The sequence below is a fragment of the Erwinia rhapontici genome (assembly GCF_020683125.1).
GTDB classification, from domain to species: Bacteria; Pseudomonadota; Gammaproteobacteria; order Enterobacterales; family Enterobacteriaceae; genus Erwinia; species Erwinia rhapontici.
This window is the reverse complement of record NZ_CP085627.1, coordinates 30,729-49,554: the sequence shown is the minus strand read 5'-3', so window position 1 is coordinate 49,554 and position 18,826 is coordinate 30,729. Positions and strand designations below refer to the sequence as shown.

General features: G+C 51.9%; 16 protein-coding genes. 7 read left to right on the top strand and 9 right to left on the bottom strand.

All coding sequences use genetic code 11. The features are described 5' to 3' along the window. Window positions 1-181: 181 nt before the first annotated feature. The 3 genes from LJN55_RS00220 (at window position 182) to LJN55_RS00210 (ending at window position 3,396) form a co-directional block, all read left to right on the top strand. Entirely contained in the window at window positions 182-823 is a 642-nt protein-coding gene (locus LJN55_RS00220; protein WP_133844728.1) for a helix-turn-helix transcriptional regulator, read from the top strand. Window positions 824-919: 96 nt separating this feature from the next. Further along, window positions 920-1,327, top strand: coding sequence for a hypothetical protein (locus tag LJN55_RS00215; protein ID WP_133844730.1), 408 nt, complete (start codon window positions 920-922; stop codon window positions 1,325-1,327). Beyond that, entirely contained in the window at window positions 1,324-3,396 is a 2,073-nt protein-coding gene (locus LJN55_RS00210; protein WP_167863221.1) for an FKBP-type peptidyl-prolyl cis-trans isomerase N-terminal domain-containing protein, read from the top strand. The genes LJN55_RS00215 and LJN55_RS00210 overlap by 4 nt, the downstream gene beginning before the upstream one ends. 110 nt (window positions 3,397-3,506) lie before the next feature. Here LJN55_RS00210 and LJN55_RS00205 read toward each other — a convergent pair whose 3' ends face one another. After that, entirely contained in the window at window positions 3,507-3,776 is a 270-nt protein-coding gene (locus LJN55_RS00205; RefSeq protein ID WP_133844734.1) for a FaeA/PapI family transcriptional regulator, read from the bottom strand. A 374-nt stretch (window positions 3,777-4,150) separates the two neighbouring features. On the opposite strand from LJN55_RS00205, the gene LJN55_RS00200 reads away from it, so the two are divergent. Both LJN55_RS00200 and LJN55_RS00195 read left to right on the top strand, forming a co-directional pair. Continuing rightward, complete coding sequence (locus LJN55_RS00200) at window positions 4,151-4,954, top strand: winged helix-turn-helix domain-containing protein (RefSeq protein ID WP_227535420.1); 804 nt, start codon at window positions 4,151-4,153, stop codon at window positions 4,952-4,954. Then, window positions 4,951-5,433, top strand: a complete 483-nt coding sequence (locus tag LJN55_RS00195) for a hypothetical protein (protein WP_133844738.1) — start codon at window positions 4,951-4,953, stop codon at window positions 5,431-5,433. The genes LJN55_RS00200 and LJN55_RS00195 overlap by 4 nt, the downstream gene beginning before the upstream one ends. Window positions 5,434-5,501: 68 nt before the next feature. Here the strand turns inward: LJN55_RS00195 and LJN55_RS00190 are convergent, their stop codons facing one another. From LJN55_RS00190 to LJN55_RS00170, 5 genes are all read right to left on the bottom strand, one after another. Beyond that, complete coding sequence (locus tag LJN55_RS00190; RefSeq protein WP_171149535.1) at window positions 5,502-6,569, bottom strand: sugar ABC transporter substrate-binding protein; 1,068 nt, start codon at window positions 6,567-6,569, stop codon at window positions 5,502-5,504. 25 nt (window positions 6,570-6,594) lie between these two features. Continuing rightward, window positions 6,595-7,599, bottom strand: a complete 1,005-nt coding sequence (locus tag LJN55_RS00185; protein ID WP_133844742.1) for an ABC transporter permease — start codon at window positions 7,597-7,599, stop codon at window positions 6,595-6,597. Beyond that, complete coding sequence (locus tag LJN55_RS00180; protein WP_212815751.1) at window positions 7,596-9,101, bottom strand: sugar ABC transporter ATP-binding protein; 1,506 nt, start codon at window positions 9,099-9,101, stop codon at window positions 7,596-7,598. The genes LJN55_RS00185 and LJN55_RS00180 overlap by 4 nt, the downstream gene beginning before the upstream one ends. Before the next feature lie 292 nt (window positions 9,102-9,393). Next, window positions 9,394-10,008 (bottom strand): superoxide dismutase [Mn], encoded by a 615-nt coding sequence (gene sodA / locus LJN55_RS00175; RefSeq protein ID WP_133844746.1) that lies wholly within the window; start codon window positions 10,006-10,008, stop codon window positions 9,394-9,396. A gap of 518 nt (window positions 10,009-10,526) precedes the next feature. Next, on the bottom strand, window positions 10,527-11,867 hold the full coding sequence (locus tag LJN55_RS00170) for an aspartate aminotransferase family protein (RefSeq protein ID WP_133844748.1): 1,341 nt from the start codon (window positions 11,865-11,867) through the stop codon (window positions 10,527-10,529). A 181-nt stretch (window positions 11,868-12,048) separates the two neighbouring features. Here LJN55_RS00170 and LJN55_RS00165 point away from each other — a divergent pair, with 181 nt between their 5' ends. Further along, window positions 12,049-12,825, top strand: a complete 777-nt coding sequence (locus LJN55_RS00165) for a DeoR/GlpR family DNA-binding transcription regulator (protein WP_133844750.1) — start codon at window positions 12,049-12,051, stop codon at window positions 12,823-12,825. Here the strand turns inward: LJN55_RS00165 and LJN55_RS00160 are convergent. Genes LJN55_RS00160 through fdhD form a run of 3 tightly spaced genes read right to left on the bottom strand, consistent with a single transcriptional unit; the run spans window position 12,822 to window position 15,633 of the window. Beyond that, window positions 12,822-13,406 (bottom strand): HNH endonuclease family protein, encoded by a 585-nt coding sequence (locus tag LJN55_RS00160; protein ID WP_227535419.1) that lies wholly within the window; start codon window positions 13,404-13,406, stop codon window positions 12,822-12,824. The genes LJN55_RS00165 and LJN55_RS00160 overlap by 4 nt on opposite strands. Before the next feature lie 12 nt (window positions 13,407-13,418). After that, on the bottom strand, window positions 13,419-14,774 hold the full coding sequence (locus tag LJN55_RS00155) for an AAA family ATPase (RefSeq protein WP_227535418.1): 1,356 nt from the start codon (window positions 14,772-14,774) through the stop codon (window positions 13,419-13,421). Between the two features lie 34 nt (window positions 14,775-14,808). Next, window positions 14,809-15,633: a formate dehydrogenase accessory sulfurtransferase FdhD gene (fdhD, locus tag LJN55_RS00150; protein WP_320443511.1), complete on the bottom strand. Its 825-nt coding sequence runs from the start codon at window positions 15,631-15,633 to the stop codon at window positions 14,809-14,811. 143 nt (window positions 15,634-15,776) lie between these two features. Between fdhD and fdnG the strand changes: the two genes are divergently transcribed. Further along, a complete protein-coding gene (gene fdnG, locus LJN55_RS00145) occupies window positions 15,777-18,824 on the top strand; it encodes a formate dehydrogenase-N subunit alpha (RefSeq protein WP_166653737.1) in 3,048 nt (1,015 codons plus the stop codon). Window positions 18,825-18,826 lie beyond the last annotated feature (2 nt).

The following is an 18,826-nucleotide window of genomic DNA, read 5'->3' as shown; positions in this document are numbered from 1 at the left end:
CTCGAATTAAAACATATAACAGAATTAAATATCGCAATAGGAATTTTCAATGAAGTTTGATACCGCTCAGATAATTTATTCAATATAATATACCGCAAGCGTACTATTAAGAATGCACGGAGAGACGTTTGCAAGACGTTGATAAGACGTCTCCGGTTAGGGACAACTTCAGGTATTAATCATGCGAAAGAATCACATCACCATTGTCATCCGTGACCCAAATCGCTTTTATATTAGAGGGTTAACGAATTGTCTTGCTGAAAACTTTTCCCTCCGTAACATTCACACTGATTTTACCGATTGTGCTTTTAACAGCAGGGCGAAAATGATCTTCCTGGCGGAAGAATCACTTTCCATCGCCAATATCCATTATTTAAATCGCCGGATGTCGATACGACCGCTTTGTATATTCATTATCAAAAATAGCGATAGTGCTGACGAGCAGCCCGAGGGGATAGCGCACAACATTAGCCATTACACCCCCCTCTATCGCAACCAGTCCGTTGAGAGCATGTTATCGGTGATCAATGAACAACTGGAGCAGCTCAATAGCGTGCGTAGTGCCTTTGTTCAACCGTGTTCAGTGGTTAGCCGTACGGAGACGAATCTGACAAGACGTGAAACCGAGATTCTCCGCTATCTGGCACGCGGCATCAGTAATGGTGGCGTGGCACGCTTCCTCCATATCAGCGAAAAAACCGTCAGCGCACATAAACGGAATATTATGTGCAAACTCAATATGATTCGCCCTGCTGAACTGAACTACTGGTTAATTCAGGAAGGCTGGTGTGAATCCATTCGTACTGGCGACCAATTTCATTAATCCTGGCAGGATGTGATGCAGCGCAAAAATGCGATATCCCGATACCCTATCGTGATGAATCATCATCCGTAAAGTTATTCAATTAGAGTTATTTTTATGATGGCAATTCGTAATACTTCATTGAAATTTATTATCAATATGTTCGCCGTATTGTTTATTTTCTCTCTTTCTGGCTGCCAGACAACATCGCAGAAAATGCGTGCTGCATCAGCGCAATCCGCACACACTGCAAAATACATTAAACAAAATGAGAATCTGAAAAAGTGCCAGGCTCAGCTTCAGGCGCTGAAAGTCGTCAGCCCATCAGAATACATTAGAATGCAAAATGCATTCGACAACCTGATGAACAGCGCAGCTCAATACACTGGCCTGCGAAAAAGCGTTGATGAGAATACTCAGGAAACTGTGGACTCACTTTATCACTATCGCGCAAATCAGCTTTGTGCTCACATTGCACAAACACTGATGGATAGCCTAACCAGCAAAGGTGAAGCACGTCCATGATCGGTAAATATACTATTCCCTTTGCTTTGTCAGGTGCCGCTGCCCTGGTGGTGGCATGCCTGGGTATAAGTAAATTGTACGCAGCAGAACACGAAGCGCCGGCCGTTTTGAACTTTGCTACCTCCTATCTGCAGGAGCAACAGCAGCCACCGCCCAGAGTACCTGAGCCTCCATCTTTGGCCAGGGAACCAGGAAAAACGGTCAAACCTAAGCAAAAGCCGACGTCGACAGCACCTTCCGTAGATCGCGGCCAAATGGCCGCCTTACGACGAGATATTGAGGATAAAACCCGGCAAATCGCTCAAAAAAATGGAGCAATAAACGCGCTTGAAAAGCAGATTGTTGCCCTTAAAAAAACAGCACCCGCCCCTGATACAGCCAATGAACCCCCTCATTTAATCCCTGCCGATAAGGAAGCGATGCTGGATCTGGTGAAGGATTTACGCCAGGTTTTCAGCCTCCATCCAACGCAAAACTCGCTGGTGACAAAATTAGCGCAAGCAAAAGATCAGCTTAAAGAGGTTCAGCTTGCTGAAGCCGCCCTGCGCAGCCAGCTTAAAGCGATTAACGATGGTAAGGATCGCATCGTCAGCGCGCATGAAGAGGGATTAAAACAGCAAATTGAACAGTACAACGCCAAGATAACCGAGCTGGAAGCACACCTCTCTTCCAGCCGCCAGGATATTGAGAAGATCACCGCTGAGCGCGACGGCATCGCCGCTAAAGAGCAGCAATTAGCAGCTGAAAATACCGCGGATAAACAGGCGTTTGATAAAGAAAAACAGCAGCTTCTGGACCAGATCGCCCAGGGCAGCCCGGCCGAAGCCCAGCTTGCCGCGAGCATAAAAGAGCAGCAGGCACTGCAGCAGCAAATTGAACAGCACAACGCCAAGATAACCGAGCTGGAGGCGCACCTCTCTTCCAGCCGCCAGGATATTGAGAAGATCACCGCTGAGCGCGACGGCATCGCCGCCAAAGAGCAGCAATTAGCGGCTGAAAATACCGCGGATAAACAGGCGTTTGATAAAGAAAAACAGCAGCTTCTGGACCAGATTGCCCAGGGCAGCCCCGCCGAAGGCCAGCTTGCCGACAGCGTGAAGCAACAGCAGGCGTTGCAGCAGCAGCTTTCCGAGGCACAGCAATTGAAAACGGCGCTGCAAGGCGATAAAGATAAGCTACAAGCACAGTTAACCGAGAGCCAGCTCATAGCGAAATCACTACAATCGAAGATGGACCTGGTGCAGTTACAGCAACCAGATCCTGTTGTCGCCGCTACCGGTACGGCACCCGAAGGAACGTCGCCAAAAGAAGGTCATCAGGACAACGATAAGAAACTCCCGGAACTTCAGGCCAGGTTAGAGGCAGCATTGGCCGAACTGGCTTCAGTAAAAAGCCAGAAAGTAGAGGTGAAAACCACCAGTCAACTGCCGGGTATCACGCCAGAACAGCTGAAGAAAAAAAGTGCTCGTGAAGGCTACGCTATTGGCATGTCTCTTGGAGATGAGATTTTGCAAATGCAGCAAGACAATAACAACTGGGGTACGGCAACAGAGAAAAATCTTGTGCTGGCCGGAATCGTTGATGCCTTTAAGGGGCAGGCAAAATTGTCTACTGATGTACTACGAGATACTTTATTGGAAGTCAGCAACCGGGAGAAAAACGATCAGGAAAAGTTAGTCACTCATTTAGATGAAACCACTAAGAAGTATTTAAATAATTTCACTAAAATGAAAAAAACGAAAAAATCACCGTCCGGATTTTGGTATAACATCAGTTATGCAGGTGATGCACCAATACCAAAGAATGCCACTCTTGATGTCGTCGTGAAGGAAAGCCTGACAAATGGCGTTGTCGTCACCGATATGGATTCTAGCAATACTATGCTAACTCAGCCGATAGCTGACTTCCCACCGATCTTCCGTGAAGCATTACAGAAATTAAAAAATCATGGTTCAATTACCATCGTCGTACCGCCAGAACTGGCATATAAGGATAAAGGTTATCCACCTAAAATCCCGCCAAATGCCACGATAATTTATGACCTAAGAATTGCTGATATGTATCCATGACATGCAGGAGTTCAATCATACGTTGGCGTGGGGAGAAATTGACATCTTGCACGATAATGGGATTAAAAAAAGTGCATCCACTGAGAGAGTGGATGCACCATAATAAAAAATCACACCTTGAAAGAATCTGTTTTATTCCAGTACAAGCTCTTGCTATTTTCTTTCCTGGTTGAGGTGATTACACCTTCTCTCTCGAGTTTTATTAAAATATGCCTGGCATTATAAATGCTCAATTCAGACCGATCAGCAACATCTCTTGTGCTGGCAAAGACAACGGACGAACTGGTAGAATCTTTCTCTTCAAAGAAATCATGCAGTGCAGTTATTACCTTATCAACTGATGCTCGTCTTTGAATGGTTTTAGCCATTGATTCACTCATGTTTTTGCTCCTTATGATATAACCGGCTCCTGCCGAGTAAATATGTGATAAAACTAGACCCTGTAAATTCACAACGAAGCCATGATAATACGCAACCACATTAAACAAAACTTAATATCAATTATTAAATATAGCCAAAATTAAAAACCACAAAACGCAAATTTAAAGAACAAAAAACTAGTTTAGCCTCTTTTTGGTAAAACCATTAAATCAATCACCTGTAACAATTAATCTTAATATTGTATTAATAATAAAAAGTAAATGTCGGCACTTAGCAGAACACCACCCTGTGCTTACGGGGTAAACATTGACATCCCTGCTTAGGATTAAGATAATCAAAGAGTAAATAATGGAATATACTTAAAAAGTAAAAAATGGACTATTTTATTAATCAGATCATCCATTTTGACTCAATAAATGGATTACTTAAACTTATCGATAATGATAATTCAACCATACAACTTTCCAGGCCTGGTTCAAGACTTTTGACTGAACTCATTACGCATTGTGGTAAAACAATGACACGTGAAGAGTTACTTCGTTTAGTATGGGAAGAACATGGCCTTAGACCTTCAGGGAGTAATTTAAGCAACCATATCAGCCTGCTGAGAAAGACATTTTCACAGCTTGGAATGACTGAAAACATCATTATTACTATACCCAAGAAAGGGTTTCGCATGGATGCAGAGACGACATTCACCAGGTCTGATCATCATTCTGATAATGACTCCATTACAAAAATGACAAACCCGAATGAGATTTCACCTTCTATTGTGTCTGAGTCTAACAAGTGTGCGTTAAAACCTAAAATTAAGAAAATGCGTTTAGTTTCAGCGATCGTCATCAGTCTTGTTTTTATTTCTCTTATCTTAATTCGTTACTCATTCAATTCAGGAAAAGCGGATTTTATCAAAATAGGAACCTGTCAGATCCTGGATTTGGCAGGGGATAAAAACAAAAACAGAGTAGAAAAACTAAAGATATTAGAGTTATTGATCAATAAAAATAAGATCGACTGTAGAAAAAGCAAAAGCACCATCTACTTTAGGTTTAGCAATTTCTTTCCAAAGAAAGAGTACGAACAGAGCGCTATTTTTCTTGCTCAGTGTCATCAGAACAGAAAAAACAGGCTCACATATTGTGAGAGTTACCTTTCAGCCACTATAAAAAAACCATGAGAAATATTATTTTAACCAGCGGAGCTATCATTGTTTTAATGGTCATTTACTTCATCAGTTTCTCCTGGAAAAAGGCTGATCTAGATAAACCCCAACTGAGTATTTCATGCAAAGGGAACGTGAATTTTGATCTTGTCAGACCCACTTCCACGGTTGCGATGAAGGGGAGTATCAGCCTGACCACGTTGGGTGAAAAGCGGCTGGCCTTGGAGTTTTCGGGCCACTTGCTCACTGAACAAGGCCACTTTACCCTCAGCAGAACGCTGATGATGGACTACCTCTATCATCCGGAAAACCACATTCTGGAGCTGAACTATGCGAGCAGCCATGTCAGAGATATTGATACCGCGCCGGAGGATGTTTTCTTTCATGCCATCCTGCAAAGCCACTTGTCCATTGTGAAACTGTCCCAGTTCAGTGATAACGCACTGCTGATCTCAGATACCAACACCCCGCTGTATGTCTGTATTGCACAGTAAGAAGGCATAAAAAAAGGCTTACCCACTCACGCAGATAAGCCGTTAATTTTATTCAACAACGAAGAGAATTACTTCTGCGCGTATTTCGCTTCCAGGGTAGCGAACCACGGTGCCACGAAATCGGTTGATGTGCCCCAGCCTGGGATGATTTTATTCAGGTTAGCCACATTGACCGCTCCGGTCTGGGTAGCCAGCTGTTGCTGAGAGATCGCTGATGCCGTGAACTGATACGTTGCCGGCGTAGTTTCACCGCCAATCTTGTTCGCCACCAGGCGCATATTCGTTGCACCAATCAGCTTGCTGTCGACAGCCACTGTCTGTTTCCATGGGCTGTTCTTCTCATGCATCAGTTGCAGATCCTGGTTCGACACATCGATGCTGTACAGCTTGATCTCGGTGCGACCATTTTCCTGCAAGGCTTTATACGCCCCCTGGGCAAAGGCATCCCACGAGCCCCAAATCGCGTCAATCTTACCCTTAGGGTACTTCGCCAGGATGGCACCAATCTTGTTGGCCGTATCCCCCTGCACATCGGAAGACACCGCACCAATGGACTCCAGCTGATGAATGCCCGGGTTGGCTTTCAGCACTTTCTCATAAACAACCTGACGACGTTCCATTGCCGGGAAACCTGCGACCCAAAGCTTGACGATGTTAGCTTTCCCGTTGGTATCTTTTACCAGCTGATCGAGGGAGAGCTGTGCCAGAGAGGCATCGTCCTGCGCAGTCACGGTTACGCCATCGATCGGCTGGTTAACTGGGGTATCAAACACAGAGACTTTGATTCCAGCATCGGTGATGCGTTTAACCAGCGCGGTAGAGTACGGATCTTTGCCGTGAGACAGGATAATCCCGTCATATTTCTGGCTGATAGCCTGATTCACAAAGTCCTGGAAGCGCGCGTCGTCACCGTTGCTGAGGAAGGTGCTGACTTTAAAGCCCAGCTTACGGCCTTCCTGAATGGCACCGGCAACAAACTGGGTGGTGTTATCGTCAGATCCGAGGTTGCGGATCACCGCAATACGCACCGGCCCTTCGTGGTTGGCGATGGCCGCCGGAACGGGGATATCTGCAGCGATGGCAGGCAATGCAGTCAGCAGGCTCAGAGCCAGCAGCGATGTCGTGATTTTTTTCATTATTATTTTACCCTGTCTGAAAAGATTACGCCTGACGGCGCTGTACGTAGGTAATGGCCAGCGCAACCGCCAGCACCAGGCCTTTAATGATGTCCATCGCGTAATAAGGCACGGACAGCATCACCAGACCATTTTGTAATACACCGAGGATCACTGCGCCGAGCAGCGTACCCAGCGCGTTGGGTTTTCCAGCACCCGCCAGCGACAGACCAATCCAGGCCGCTGCCACCGCATCCATCAGATACCCGCCACCGGCGTTCACCTGCGAGGAACCAATACGCGAAGCCAGCAAAATACCGCCAAGCCCCGCAAGCAATGCCGAAATAACATAGGCCAGCACGCGATAGCGCGTGGTACGGATACCCGACAACCTGGCGGCTTCCGGGTTACCGCCAATGGCGTACATACGGCGACCATGTTTAGTCAACGACAGCAGCAGTTGTGCCACCACCGTCACCGCCAGCATCACAATCACAATAATCGGCACCTGGCCCAGCAATGAGAACACTGCCGGGATCGTGCCTTCGGCCATATCGCCGCTTGGCAGCACCATGTTCTCGGTAATCGAACCACCGAAACTGTAGGTCATCGCCACACCCTGCACCACAAACAGGCTGGCAAGCGTGGCCAGCATGTCAGGGATTTTCAGCACCACGATCATAAAAGCATTAAACAGACCGACCAGGGTACAGAGCAGTAGCGTCAGGGCAATCGCCTGCGTCGGGCCGAATCCGTACCAGACAAACAGGGAGATCACCAGCGAGTTCGCCAACGAAGCGGTCGACCCCACGGACAGATCGAAACCGCCGATAGTCAGCGAAATCGATACGCCAATGGCAATCACCGTAACAATAGCAATTGAACGCAGGATATTGATGATATTGGTCGGTTCCAGGAAGCTGTCTGAGGCCAGACCAAAGCCCGCGATCAGCGCCACTACTGTCAGCAACATTCCCCACTTATAGAGAAAATCAAATAGCTGGTGCCGGACGGACGGTGCCGCCTTCAGGGAAATTTCTTTGCTGCTCACGCAGGCGTTCCTCCGGTGGAATAAAGTAAAAGTGTTTCTTCATCGACGTCATTTGCCGCCATTTCCGCCACAATGCGCCCGTCCCACAGTACGCAGATGCGGTCGCACAGGCCAACCAGTTCCGAAAATTCGCCCGAGGCGTAAATCACCCCTTTTCCCTGGCGGGCCAGCCCGTCGATCAGCTCGAACAGGTCGGTTTTGGCCTTAATATCCACGCCTTTGGTCGGTTCATCAAAAATCAGTACATCAGCGTTATTACGCAGCCATTTGCCAATAGCCACCTTTTGCTGATTTCCCCCGGACAAGCGACGCAGCGTCTGCTTTGGCCCGGTGGTGCGGATGCCCAGTTTGACGATGACGTCTTCTGCCCAGCGCCACGCCTGGCGGTGACCAAACAGGCTCCAGCGTGAAAAGCTATTATCCGCCGTCACACTGAGGTTCATCACTACCGATTCTTCAATAAAGATGCCCTCTTTGCGGCGTTCTTCCGGGATCAGCGCCATGCGGTTATCTACCGCTGCATGTGGGGACGAGGGTTTCCACGGCTTACCGTGCAGTTCGCCATGCTGAACCCGGCTTTTACTGGCACCAAACAGCGCCTTACAAAGCTCCGTTTTTCCTGCGCCAGCCAGCCCGGCGATACCGAGGATCTCGCCTTTTTTCAGCGTCAGGCTGATATCTTTTAACAGGTGTTCATCATGCAACCCGGTAATGTGCAGCAGGGTTTCCTCACTGAACGGCGGACGCGATGGCGGATAAATATCATTGAGCTGATGACCCAGCATCTTCTCAACAATTTGCTCACCACTTAATCCCTGCATCGGGCCGCTTTCAATCAGTTCACCGTCACGCAGAACCGTCAGTCGATCGCAGATGGCATTCAGTTCGTGAATACGGTGGGAGATAAACACTACGCCAATACCCTGGCTTTGCAGCTGGCGAACCACGGCGAACAGCTTTTCACTTTCGTTTTGGTCGAGAGGGGCGGTTGGCTCATCCAGCACCAGAAAACGGCAGTGATGTGACAGCGCACGTGCCAGCAGGATCTGCTGTTTTTCCGCCAGCGTGCACTGTTCCACCTGGCGCTTCACGTCAATCTGCACATCTAACCGCGCCAGCAGTGCCCGCGCCTGACGGCGCATCTCGCCCCAGCGATAAAGCTGGCCACCTTCAGCCAGACGGTCGAGCATGATGTTTTCCGCCACACTCAGGCCGGCGACCAATGCCACATCCACTTCCTGTTGGACCAGGTGGATACCCAGCTGTTTTGCATCACGTGGAGAACGGATAGAGACGGGCTGACCATCCAGCAAAATCTCACCACTGTAGTGATCGTATGCGCCCGAGAGCACCGCCATCAGCGTAGATTTTCCGGCACCGTTGGCTCCGGTCAGCGCATGAATGGAGTGCCCTTCCAGAGTGATGTCGACGGATTTAAGCGCCGAAAAACCGCCAAAAGCGATGGAGATCTGGCGCATTTCAAGGCGATTTATCGCGGTCATGGGCGTGTTTTCTCAAGCTCAATAAATTAAGGGGTGCGCCGCATTTTTTAATGGATTGTCACGGCAGGCAACGATTGAAAGGGCATAAGCTAACACAAAATGTTATTAGCCATCCAGATGTCCAGACACTACAGGGGTAAGCGCTGGCATGGCGCTGATAACCAGTGGAAAAACGGGGAATATTTACCAGATGCATTGTTGTTATGCTGCACCAAAGTGGACGCGGCCAGAAGTCAGAGATAAAAAAACCGGCGAACAGGTCGCCGGTTAGGATCATCGATAACTGAGGAGATTAAGCCGCTTTGAAGTTCTCTGCTGCTACGTCCCAGTTAACCACGTCCCAGAACGCCTTGATGTAGTCAGGACGTTTGTTCTGATATTTCAGGTAGTAGGCGTGTTCCCACACATCCAGACCGATGATCGGCGTACCGGATGCGCCAGAAATGGCTTCGCCCATCAGAGGACTGTCCTGGTTAGCCGTAGAAACGACGGCCAGCTTGTCGCCTTTTTTGACCAGCCACGCCCAGCCAGAACCGAAACGGGTGGTTGCCGCTTTTTCGAATTCTGCTTTGAACGCGTCAACGCTGCCGAAATCTTTCTCGATGGCTGCTTTCAGGTCGCCGCCCAGAGAGGTGCCGGTTTTCAGACCTTTCCAGAAGAAGCTGTGGTTAGCGTGGCCGCCAGCGTTGTTACGCAGTGGGCCTTTTTTGTCCGCAGGCAGTTGATCCAGTTTAGCAATCAGCTCTTCAACGGGCAGATTAGCAAACTCAGTCCCTTCCAGCGCGGCATTCGCGTTGTTCACATAAGCCTGGTGATGCTTAGTGTGGTGAATTTCCATGGTCTGCTTGTCAAAATGCGGTTCCAGTGCGTCATACGCATAAGGCAGGGATGGCAGTGAATAACTCATGTTCATCGTCTCCATTCAGATTATGGGCGGCGCTCGCTGTTCAGCACCGCGTAAGCAGTCGGATCATTATAGTTAAATAAATGATCGGGAAAAGGGATATCAATGCCCCGATGTTGATAAGGGTATAGATGACAGCAGGCGGGACAGCGTGGTTATATCTTTTACCTGTCGTGTTACAACCAAATGATCTAAGCGATTGTTTCGTCAGCCAGGGCGAGGCATGCCTCGCCCCTACGGGCAACATAGCGGGGTCCGGCGTGCCACAACCCTACGCCGATCCCGGTTACCCCGTAGAGCCCGACCCGTTCACCCGGCAACCCCCGCAGGAGTCAGGCAGACCCGACCCATTCACCCGGCAACCCCCGCAGGAGTCAGGCAGACCCGACCCGTTCACCCGGCAACCCCCGTAGGGGTCGGGCAGACCCGACCCATTCACCCGGCAACCCCCGTAGGGGTCGGGCAGACCCGACCCGTTCACCCGGCAACCCCCGTAGGGGTCGGGCATGCCCGACCCGGGGTTAACGCCCCAGTGCCGCCAGTGATTTATCCAGCGCACCTACCAGCCAGTCGATATCGCTTTCCTGGAACGCCAACGGCGGGCGTAATTTCAGAACGTTCCCATACGGTCCTGCCACTGAAGTGAGCACGTGGTTCTCACGCAACATCTCGGTGACATCCAACGCCAACTGTTTATCCGGCGTTTTGCTGGCTTTGTCTTTCACCAGCTCAAAGCCGATAAACAGACCCGCACCGCGCACATCTCCCACGCACTCATACTTATCCTTCAACGTGGAGAGCTCCGCCAGCAGTTTCGCCCCCACCACGCGACTGTGCTCCTGCAATCCTTCTTCTTTGATCACTTTCAGCACTGCCTGCGCCGCTGCCATCGCCACCGGGTTGCCACCAAAGGTATTGAAATAAGGTATCTCATCGCTGAACGCGGCCAGCACATCGCTTTTCGCCAACAGGCCAGACACCGGGATCCCATTACCCATCGGCTTGCCGGTGGTGATCACATCGGGCACCACATCGTGACGGGCAAAGCCCCAGAATGCCTCACCGGTACGGGCAAAACCGGGCTGCACTTCATCAGCAATAAAGATGCCGCCGTTTTTGTGCACCACGTCTATCGCCTGCTTCAGGAAGCCTTTTGGCCCCGGCAGCACGCCGTCGGAAGAGAAGATGGAATCCGCGAGGAAACCGGCAAATTTAATGCCGTGCGCCGCCATATCATCGATCTGTTTTTGAATTTCGCCGGCAAACCAGGCACCGAGGTCCGGGGCATCCACACGGTAGCGATCCGGCGGCAGCACCAGACGGGTCGTTGCGGCCAGCGGCTGACCGCTGCCGAGCGCCGGAGAAACACCGGAAGTGAGGTCGCTGGTTCCATGATAAGACTCCTGAGTGACGATAATCCCGGTGCCGCCGCTGTAAGCACGCGCCACGCGAATCGCCAGGTCATTGGCCTCGGAGCCAGTGCACATATACATGGCGCGGTCGATTTCCACAGGTGCCGTCGCCAGCAGCTGCTCGGAGTAGTCCAGGATGGCTTCATGCAGATAACGAGTGTGGGTGTTCAGCTGGTTCATCTGCTGATACACCGCATCAATCACCGCCGGGTGACAATGGCCGATGCTGGCGACGTTGTTGTACACATCCAGGTATTTATCCCCGGCGGCATCCCACAGATACTGCCCTTTCCCGCGGACCAGATGCACCGGCTTACGGTAAAACAGGCGGTAAGACTCACCCAGCACCTTGCTGCGCTTGTCGGTCAGCTTACGCACATCCGCATCCAGGCCGTCGGCATGCTCGGCGCGGAAACTGTTGGTATCCATGATGGTTGAACGTGTGGCCATAATCACTCCCGTTGCAAAATTGAGATTTGCCTGGTGACAGGCAGTCAGCAGTGTCTGACCTTTATCATGGCAACTTTTACGTCAAATGCAACAAAATACACAAATGCAATAAAATACACATGCAGAGCGAAGCATTGTCGGTTAGGCTATGTCGGTGAGTTATCGTCAGGAAATCAGACCTATGCTGCAGGAAACACGCTTACATCGCATCCGGGCGCTACTGAACACCCTCAACCAGGTGAGTACCGAACGGATCATTAAAGAGCTGGGGGTTTCGCGTGAAACTGCCCGCCGGGACATTATTGAACTGGAAGCGCAGGGGCTGGCGAAACGGGTCCACGGCGGCCTGGTGGCGCTGAATGCCACACCGGAACCACCGCTGACAGTACGCAGTTCCGTGATGGCGAAAGAGAAACGCGCTATCGCACGCGCGGCCGCACAGCTGTTGCAACCCGGTCAGACCGTGTTTCTGGATGCCGGAAGCACCACGACCATGCTGGCCGAAGAGTTGCGCTCAATGTCCGGGCTGACCATTATCACCAACAGCCTGAACGCAGCTCTCAAACTCTGTGCCGCAGAAGAACAGGAAACGCTGAACAATCAGGTGATCCTGCTGGGTGGCAATATGCTGGCCGGGGCGCAGGAGACGCGCGGGGAACTGACCGTGGGTGAGATCTATCGCTTCCGCGCTGACGTGGCGGTGCTCTCGCCGGTCGGGCTGGACGCCAAACACGGTGCCAGTAGTTTTCAGCCACACGAAGCGGCCATTGCACGCGCCATGGCGCGGCAAGCCGGGCGGCTGATTTTGCTGGCCGATCACAGCAAACTTGGCCTGAACAGCCGCATGAATTATGCCAGCATTGAGCAGGTCAGCGCGCTGGTCACCGACAGCAGCGCGGCCACCCTGCCTGCGTTCTCCGCCTTACAGCAGGTGCTGCCGCAGGTGGTTCTGGCTTAGATAGCAAGGAAATAGCGGTAAGGGAATTCATCAATATGCATATCATTGCCCACGGCAAGAAATTTTTTGAGTTCCCTGACTCTGGCCTGTTTCCTTAATGGTAAATTCAGTCCATAAAACTCAATGGTTTTATCTGCCCGACGCTGATCCGCAGCGCTGATTTCCGGCGCAGGCTGTAATTCTCCGGTGCCATAATTACAGATAAAAAAATGCTCAAACTGGTAGTTGTCTTCATCAGGCTTAAGCAGCAGATCATCATAACGTTCCCGCTTGGCACTCTGGCAAACGTCACAACAGGGGAAGATATTTCCCCAGAGAAAAGCCTCTTGCGGGTACACACTCTTTGGGCGGAAATGCTCTACCGTTTCGCGTCCCTCCGTCCCGACAAATCCATCGCAGAACGCACAATGATGCTGCGTCATTGAGAGTAACGCTGCTCGCGTCTCCTGATAGCAGGTCCGGGAATACCAGCTAAACACTGCCGCAGGATCCCGTTCACGCGCAGTTACATAACGATCGGTCCATTCCATGAATCTGGCAGCCAGGCAGGGTGGCTGTGCAATACGTATCAGTTTTTTCATCCCTGGCGATCTCTATCCTTTAACGCGGCGCGCGATCTGGCGCAGTTCCATTTCGATAATCAGTTCCAGCTCTTCCCCACGCTCACGGATTTTTTCGGCTAAATCCATCAGGGTGCGATCGTTGGCAGGATGCTTAAGATAAGCATCACGGGCGCGATAAAAATCGCTCAGCATCCCCTCGGTTTCCACATCAAATTGTTCACTGACGTCGAACACTTCCTCAAGGATAAGCTGAACGCTTTTCCCCGCTGCCGAAGCCTCCGGAATAATCTTTTCAGGGACCGACGGATCACGGCATAGCGTGCGCTGAGGGTCGGGCAAACGATAAACCCAGGCATCCTCGACGGATCCGACGACAAATGGCGAGTGCGTGGAGACAAAGACCTGAGCATTCGGCAGCAATTTCTGCACCGCAGGCAGGATGCGGCGCTGCCATTTGGGATGCAGATGGATATCGACTTCATCCAGGAAAAGAATAATGGGCTGAGAGAAAATATCGCGCTGCTCAACGAATGGAATATCTTCCAGCCGCAGCGCCAGGTCTGCTACCCAAGGGATAATGGACTTCAGGCCTTCGGGTAACGCATCGAACGTAACGGCAAGACCATCAATATCAATCACCACATCAAGTGGAGAGCGCTTAAGGCGGAAGTTCACCTCCAGCTGACAGATCTCCCGAATGAAATCACTGATAGCCTGCAAAGCCGCGTTGTAACGTTGAACATCCTCGCTATCACCTTCTGCCAGTGCCAGTGCCGCTTTGGTACGGTTATTGGCAATCCACTGTGCCAGAATCCCTGGGCGCACCGTATGCTCGAAGGATAGTGCGCGGTAAAAAGGCGAGTCAGTAATGTTTTGAATCGCCTGGATGTTGAATTCACCGTGAGGAGAGCGATTTCCGGAATAGGCGAATGCTGCAAAAGGAAATGTCAGATCGCTCATCTGGTTATACTTATCGAAGTTTTTCTGCAATAGTCTAAAAACACTTTCAGAAGTGGGTCGGGTTGTAAGGAAGACGTTGATGCCCCCTATATTAAGTGACCTCATTCCTCTCATCAGATTCTCATCAGGCTGCTGACTTCTGACACAATAGCGCCCTGACTCATCAAAAAAATCGAAGTCAACCGTGCTCGTTCTGCTGCGGAATCTTTTGAAAATCAGCGCATTGTCATTAGCAACATCAAATATCGCCGCCATCGCATACAAAATGGTACTTTTCCCGCAGCCATTCGGCCCGGTAAAAATATGGATCTCCGCTTTTGCGGCTTCCTTTTCCGCACGTTCGATCGGCGGGAAATCAAAATGCGTATGCTCAAAAACACCAATATCCCTGAGCGTAATGCTTTTCAGACGGTAGGGCTGTCGCATGAGTCACATCCTCGTTGTGTCAAGTTGCTCAATATTACACCAGCCGCTGCGGATGCGTATAGACCGTTGCCCGCCCCGGTTTACTGAAGCCCACCAGCGTCAGATTACAGCGCTGCGCCACCTCCACCGCCAGCTGCGTCGCGGCTGAGACGGCAAACAGGATCTCCACGCCGCACATCGCGGATTTCTGTACCATTTCATAGCTGGCGCGGCTGGACACCAGCACCGCGCCCGCAGCCGGAGGCACTTTACTGCGCATCCCCAGCAGTTTATCCAGTGCCACATGACGGCCGACATCTTCACAGCCGAGGCTCAGTTCTCCCGTGGGTGTCACCCAGGCCGCAGCGTGGGTACAACCCGTCAGCTGGCCGACCGGTTGAAAATCCTTTAGCTGACGCAGTGCATGATCAAGGTATTGAAAATCAAAATTTTGCGTAAACGGCAGCGGCTGTACTGGCTTGCCGATCTCGGCCAGTTGCTCCACGCCGCAGACACCACAACCGGTGCGCCCGGCCATCGCCCGTCGCTGCTCTTTTAAGGCAGCAAAGCGGCGGCTGGACAGTTCAACCTGCACTTCAATCCCCTGACAAACCGGCACGACGTCAATACCAAAAATATCGGCCGGGGAGGCAATAATGCCCTCTGACAGGGAAAAACCAACGGCAAATGCCGCGAGATCTTTCGGCGTCGCCATCATCACCACATGCGAGATGCCGTTGTAGACCAGTGCAACGGGCACCTCTTCTGCCAGCCAGTCCGGCTGCGCCTGCTGTAGCGCATCGCGCTGCCAGACCGAAATCTGACGTATGCCTGAGTCTGGTGGCAAACATCCCTCTTTTTTGTGCTGTTCTTCGCTCACTGAAATCCACTCCGCTCATAAACCACAACAATATTGTGGTATTATTTCACACTGTACACGCTAAAAAACCACCTGCGCTTATTGTGAACCACTCACCCGGGTGCAGCAAAATTAATGACCAATGTCGAACCAGGAATGACGCCATGAAAGTCAGCAGAAGACGATTTTTTAAAATTTGTGCGGGAGGAATGGCAGGCACGACTGCCGCCGTCCTCGGCTTTACGCCGACCGCCGCGCTGGCAGAAAGCCGCCAGTACAAATTGTTGCGTTCCCGTGAAACCCGTAATACCTGTACCTACTGCTCGGTGGGCTGTGGCCTGCTGATGTACAGCATGGGTGACGGTGCGAAAAACGTGAAAGAGCGTATTTTCCATATAGAAGGTGACCCGGACCATCCGGTCAGTCGTGGTGCGTTGTGCCCGAAAGGTGCCGGATTACTCGACTTTATTCAGAGTGAAAGCCGCCTGCAATACCCGGAATATCGCGCTGCCGGTTCCGATAAATGGCAGCGTATCAGCTGGGATGATGCCTTTAGCCGTATCGCCAGGCTGATGAAAGATGACCGCGATGCCAATTTCATCACCCGCAATAAAGACGGCGTCACCGTCAACCGCTGGCTCAGTACTGGCATGCTGTGCGCTTCGGCCTCCAGCAATGAAACCGGTTATTTAACCCAGAAAATGACCCGTTCGCTCGGCATGCTTGCCGTCGACAACCAGGCGCGCGTGTGACACGGACCTACGGTAGCAAGTCTTGCTCCAACGTTCGGTCGCGGTGCGATGACCAATCACTGGGTCGACATCCGCAATGCGAATCTGATTATTGTTATGGGTGGCAATGCCGCTGAAGCGCATCCGGTAGGATTCCGCTGGGCGATGGAAGCCAAAATCCATAACAACGCCAAACTGATCGTTATCGATCCGCGCTTTACGCGTACGGCATCGGTGGCTGATTTCTATACGCCTATTCGTTCCGGCACCGACATTACCTTCCTGTCGGGGGTGCTGCACTATCTGATCGAACACGATACCATCCAACATCAATATGTTGCGGCGTACACCAACGCCAGCCTCATCGTGCGCGATGATTTCAGCTTCGACGACGGCCTGTTCAGCGGCTATGACCCGGAAACCCGCAGCTATGACAAAACCAGCTGGCACTATGCGCTGGATGAGCAGGGCTTTGCGCAGCGTGATACAACGCTGACCCATCCGCGCTGCGTCTGGAACCTGCTGAAAACCCACGTCAGCCGCTATACACCGAAAGTAGTGGAAAACATATGCGGTACTCCGCAGAAAGACTTCCTGCACATCTGTGAACTACTGGCCGCCACCAGCGCGGCGGACCGCACCGCCACGTTCCTGTATGCACTGGGCTGGACGCAGCACTCCGTCGGTGCACAAAACATCCGCACGATGGCGATGATCCAGCTGCTGCTGGGCAACATGGGAATGGCAGGCGGCGGCATTAACGCCCTACGCGGCCACTCCAATATTCAGGGACTGACCGATCTCGGCCTGCTTTCCCAGAGCCTGCCCGGCTATATGACGCTGCCTTCAGACAAACAGCCCGATCTGGATCATTACCTTGCCGCCAACACGCCAAAAGCGCTGCTGCCCGGCCAGGTCAACTACTGGAGCAACTATCCGAAGTTCTTTATCAGCATGATGAAAGCGTTCTACGGCGATAAGGCCCAGCAAGAAAATCAGTGGGGGTTTGACTGGCTGCCGAAGTGGGATAAGGGCTACGACGTGTTGCAGTATTTCGAGATGATGCATCGCGGCGAGGTTAACGGCTATATCTGTCAGGGCTTTAACCCGCTGGCGTCCTTCCCGCATAAACAGAAGGTGGCATCGTCACTGGCAAAACTGAAGTTCCTGGTGACCATCGATCCGCTCACCACCGAAACCGCCAGCTTCTGGGAAAATCACGGCGAGTTTAACCACACCGATCCCGCGGAGATTGGCACGGAAGTGTTCCGCCTGCCGTCCACCTGCTTTGCCGAAGAGAACGGGTCGATTGTGAACTCGGCGCGCTGGTTACAGTGGCACTGGAAAGGGGCAGACGGGCCGGGAGAAGCGCGCAACGACGGTGAGATCCTCGCGGGAATCTATCTACGCCTGCGCCAGCTTTACGCAGAAGAAGGGGGCGCGCTGCCTGAGGCCGTCCTCAACATGAGCTGGGACTATCAGACCCCTGATTCCCCGGCGTCGGAGGAAGTGGCGCAGGAAAGCAATGGCCGAGCACTGAACGACCTGCTGGACGACAAAGGCAATGTGCTGGTGAAAAAAGGTCAGCAGCTTAGTAGCTTTGCCCAGCTACGCAGCGACGGAAGTACCGCCAGCGGCTGTTGGATCTTCGCCGGAAGCTGGACGCCGGAAGGTAACCAGATGGCACGCCGCGATAACAGTGACCCTTCCGGGTTGGGCAATACCCCCGCCTGGAGCTGGGCATGGCCGCTTAATCGCCGCATCCTTTACAACCGTGCATCTGCCGATCCGCAGGGCAAACCCTGGGACCCGAAACGCCAGCTGCTGCACTGGGACGGCGCTAAGTGGGTCGGGCAGGACATTGCCGATTACAGCACTGCACCACCGGGCAGCGATACCGGGCCATTTATCATGCAGCCGGAGGGAATGGGACGACTGTTTGCGCTGGATAAAATGGCGGAAGGGCCGTTCCCGGAGCACTACGAGCCGTTTGAAACACCGATTGGCACCAACCCGCTGCATCCGGCGGTCGTCTCCAACCCGGCGGCCCGCGTGTTCCCGGGCGATCTCAACAATATGGGCAAGGCCATGCAGTTCCCGTATGTCGGCACCACCTACCGTCTCACCGAGCATTTCCATTACTGGACGAAACATGCGCGGCTTAACGCCATCGCGCAGCCGGAGCAATTTATCGAAATCGGCGAAACGCTGGCAGGCAAGCTGGGCATACGGCACGGAGATCGGGTCAAAGTCAGTTCGCAGCGCGGCTACCTCAAAGCCAAAGCGGTGGTCACCAAACGCCTGCGCACCCTGACCATTGACGGTAAACAGGTCGATACCATCGGTATTCCGATTCACTGGGGCTTTTTGGGCGTGGCAAAGAAAGGCTTCCTCGCCAATACCCTGACGCCGTTTGTCGGTGATGCCAATACGCAAACGCCAGAGTTCAAGGCGTTCCTGGTCAATGTGGAGAAGGTGTAAAC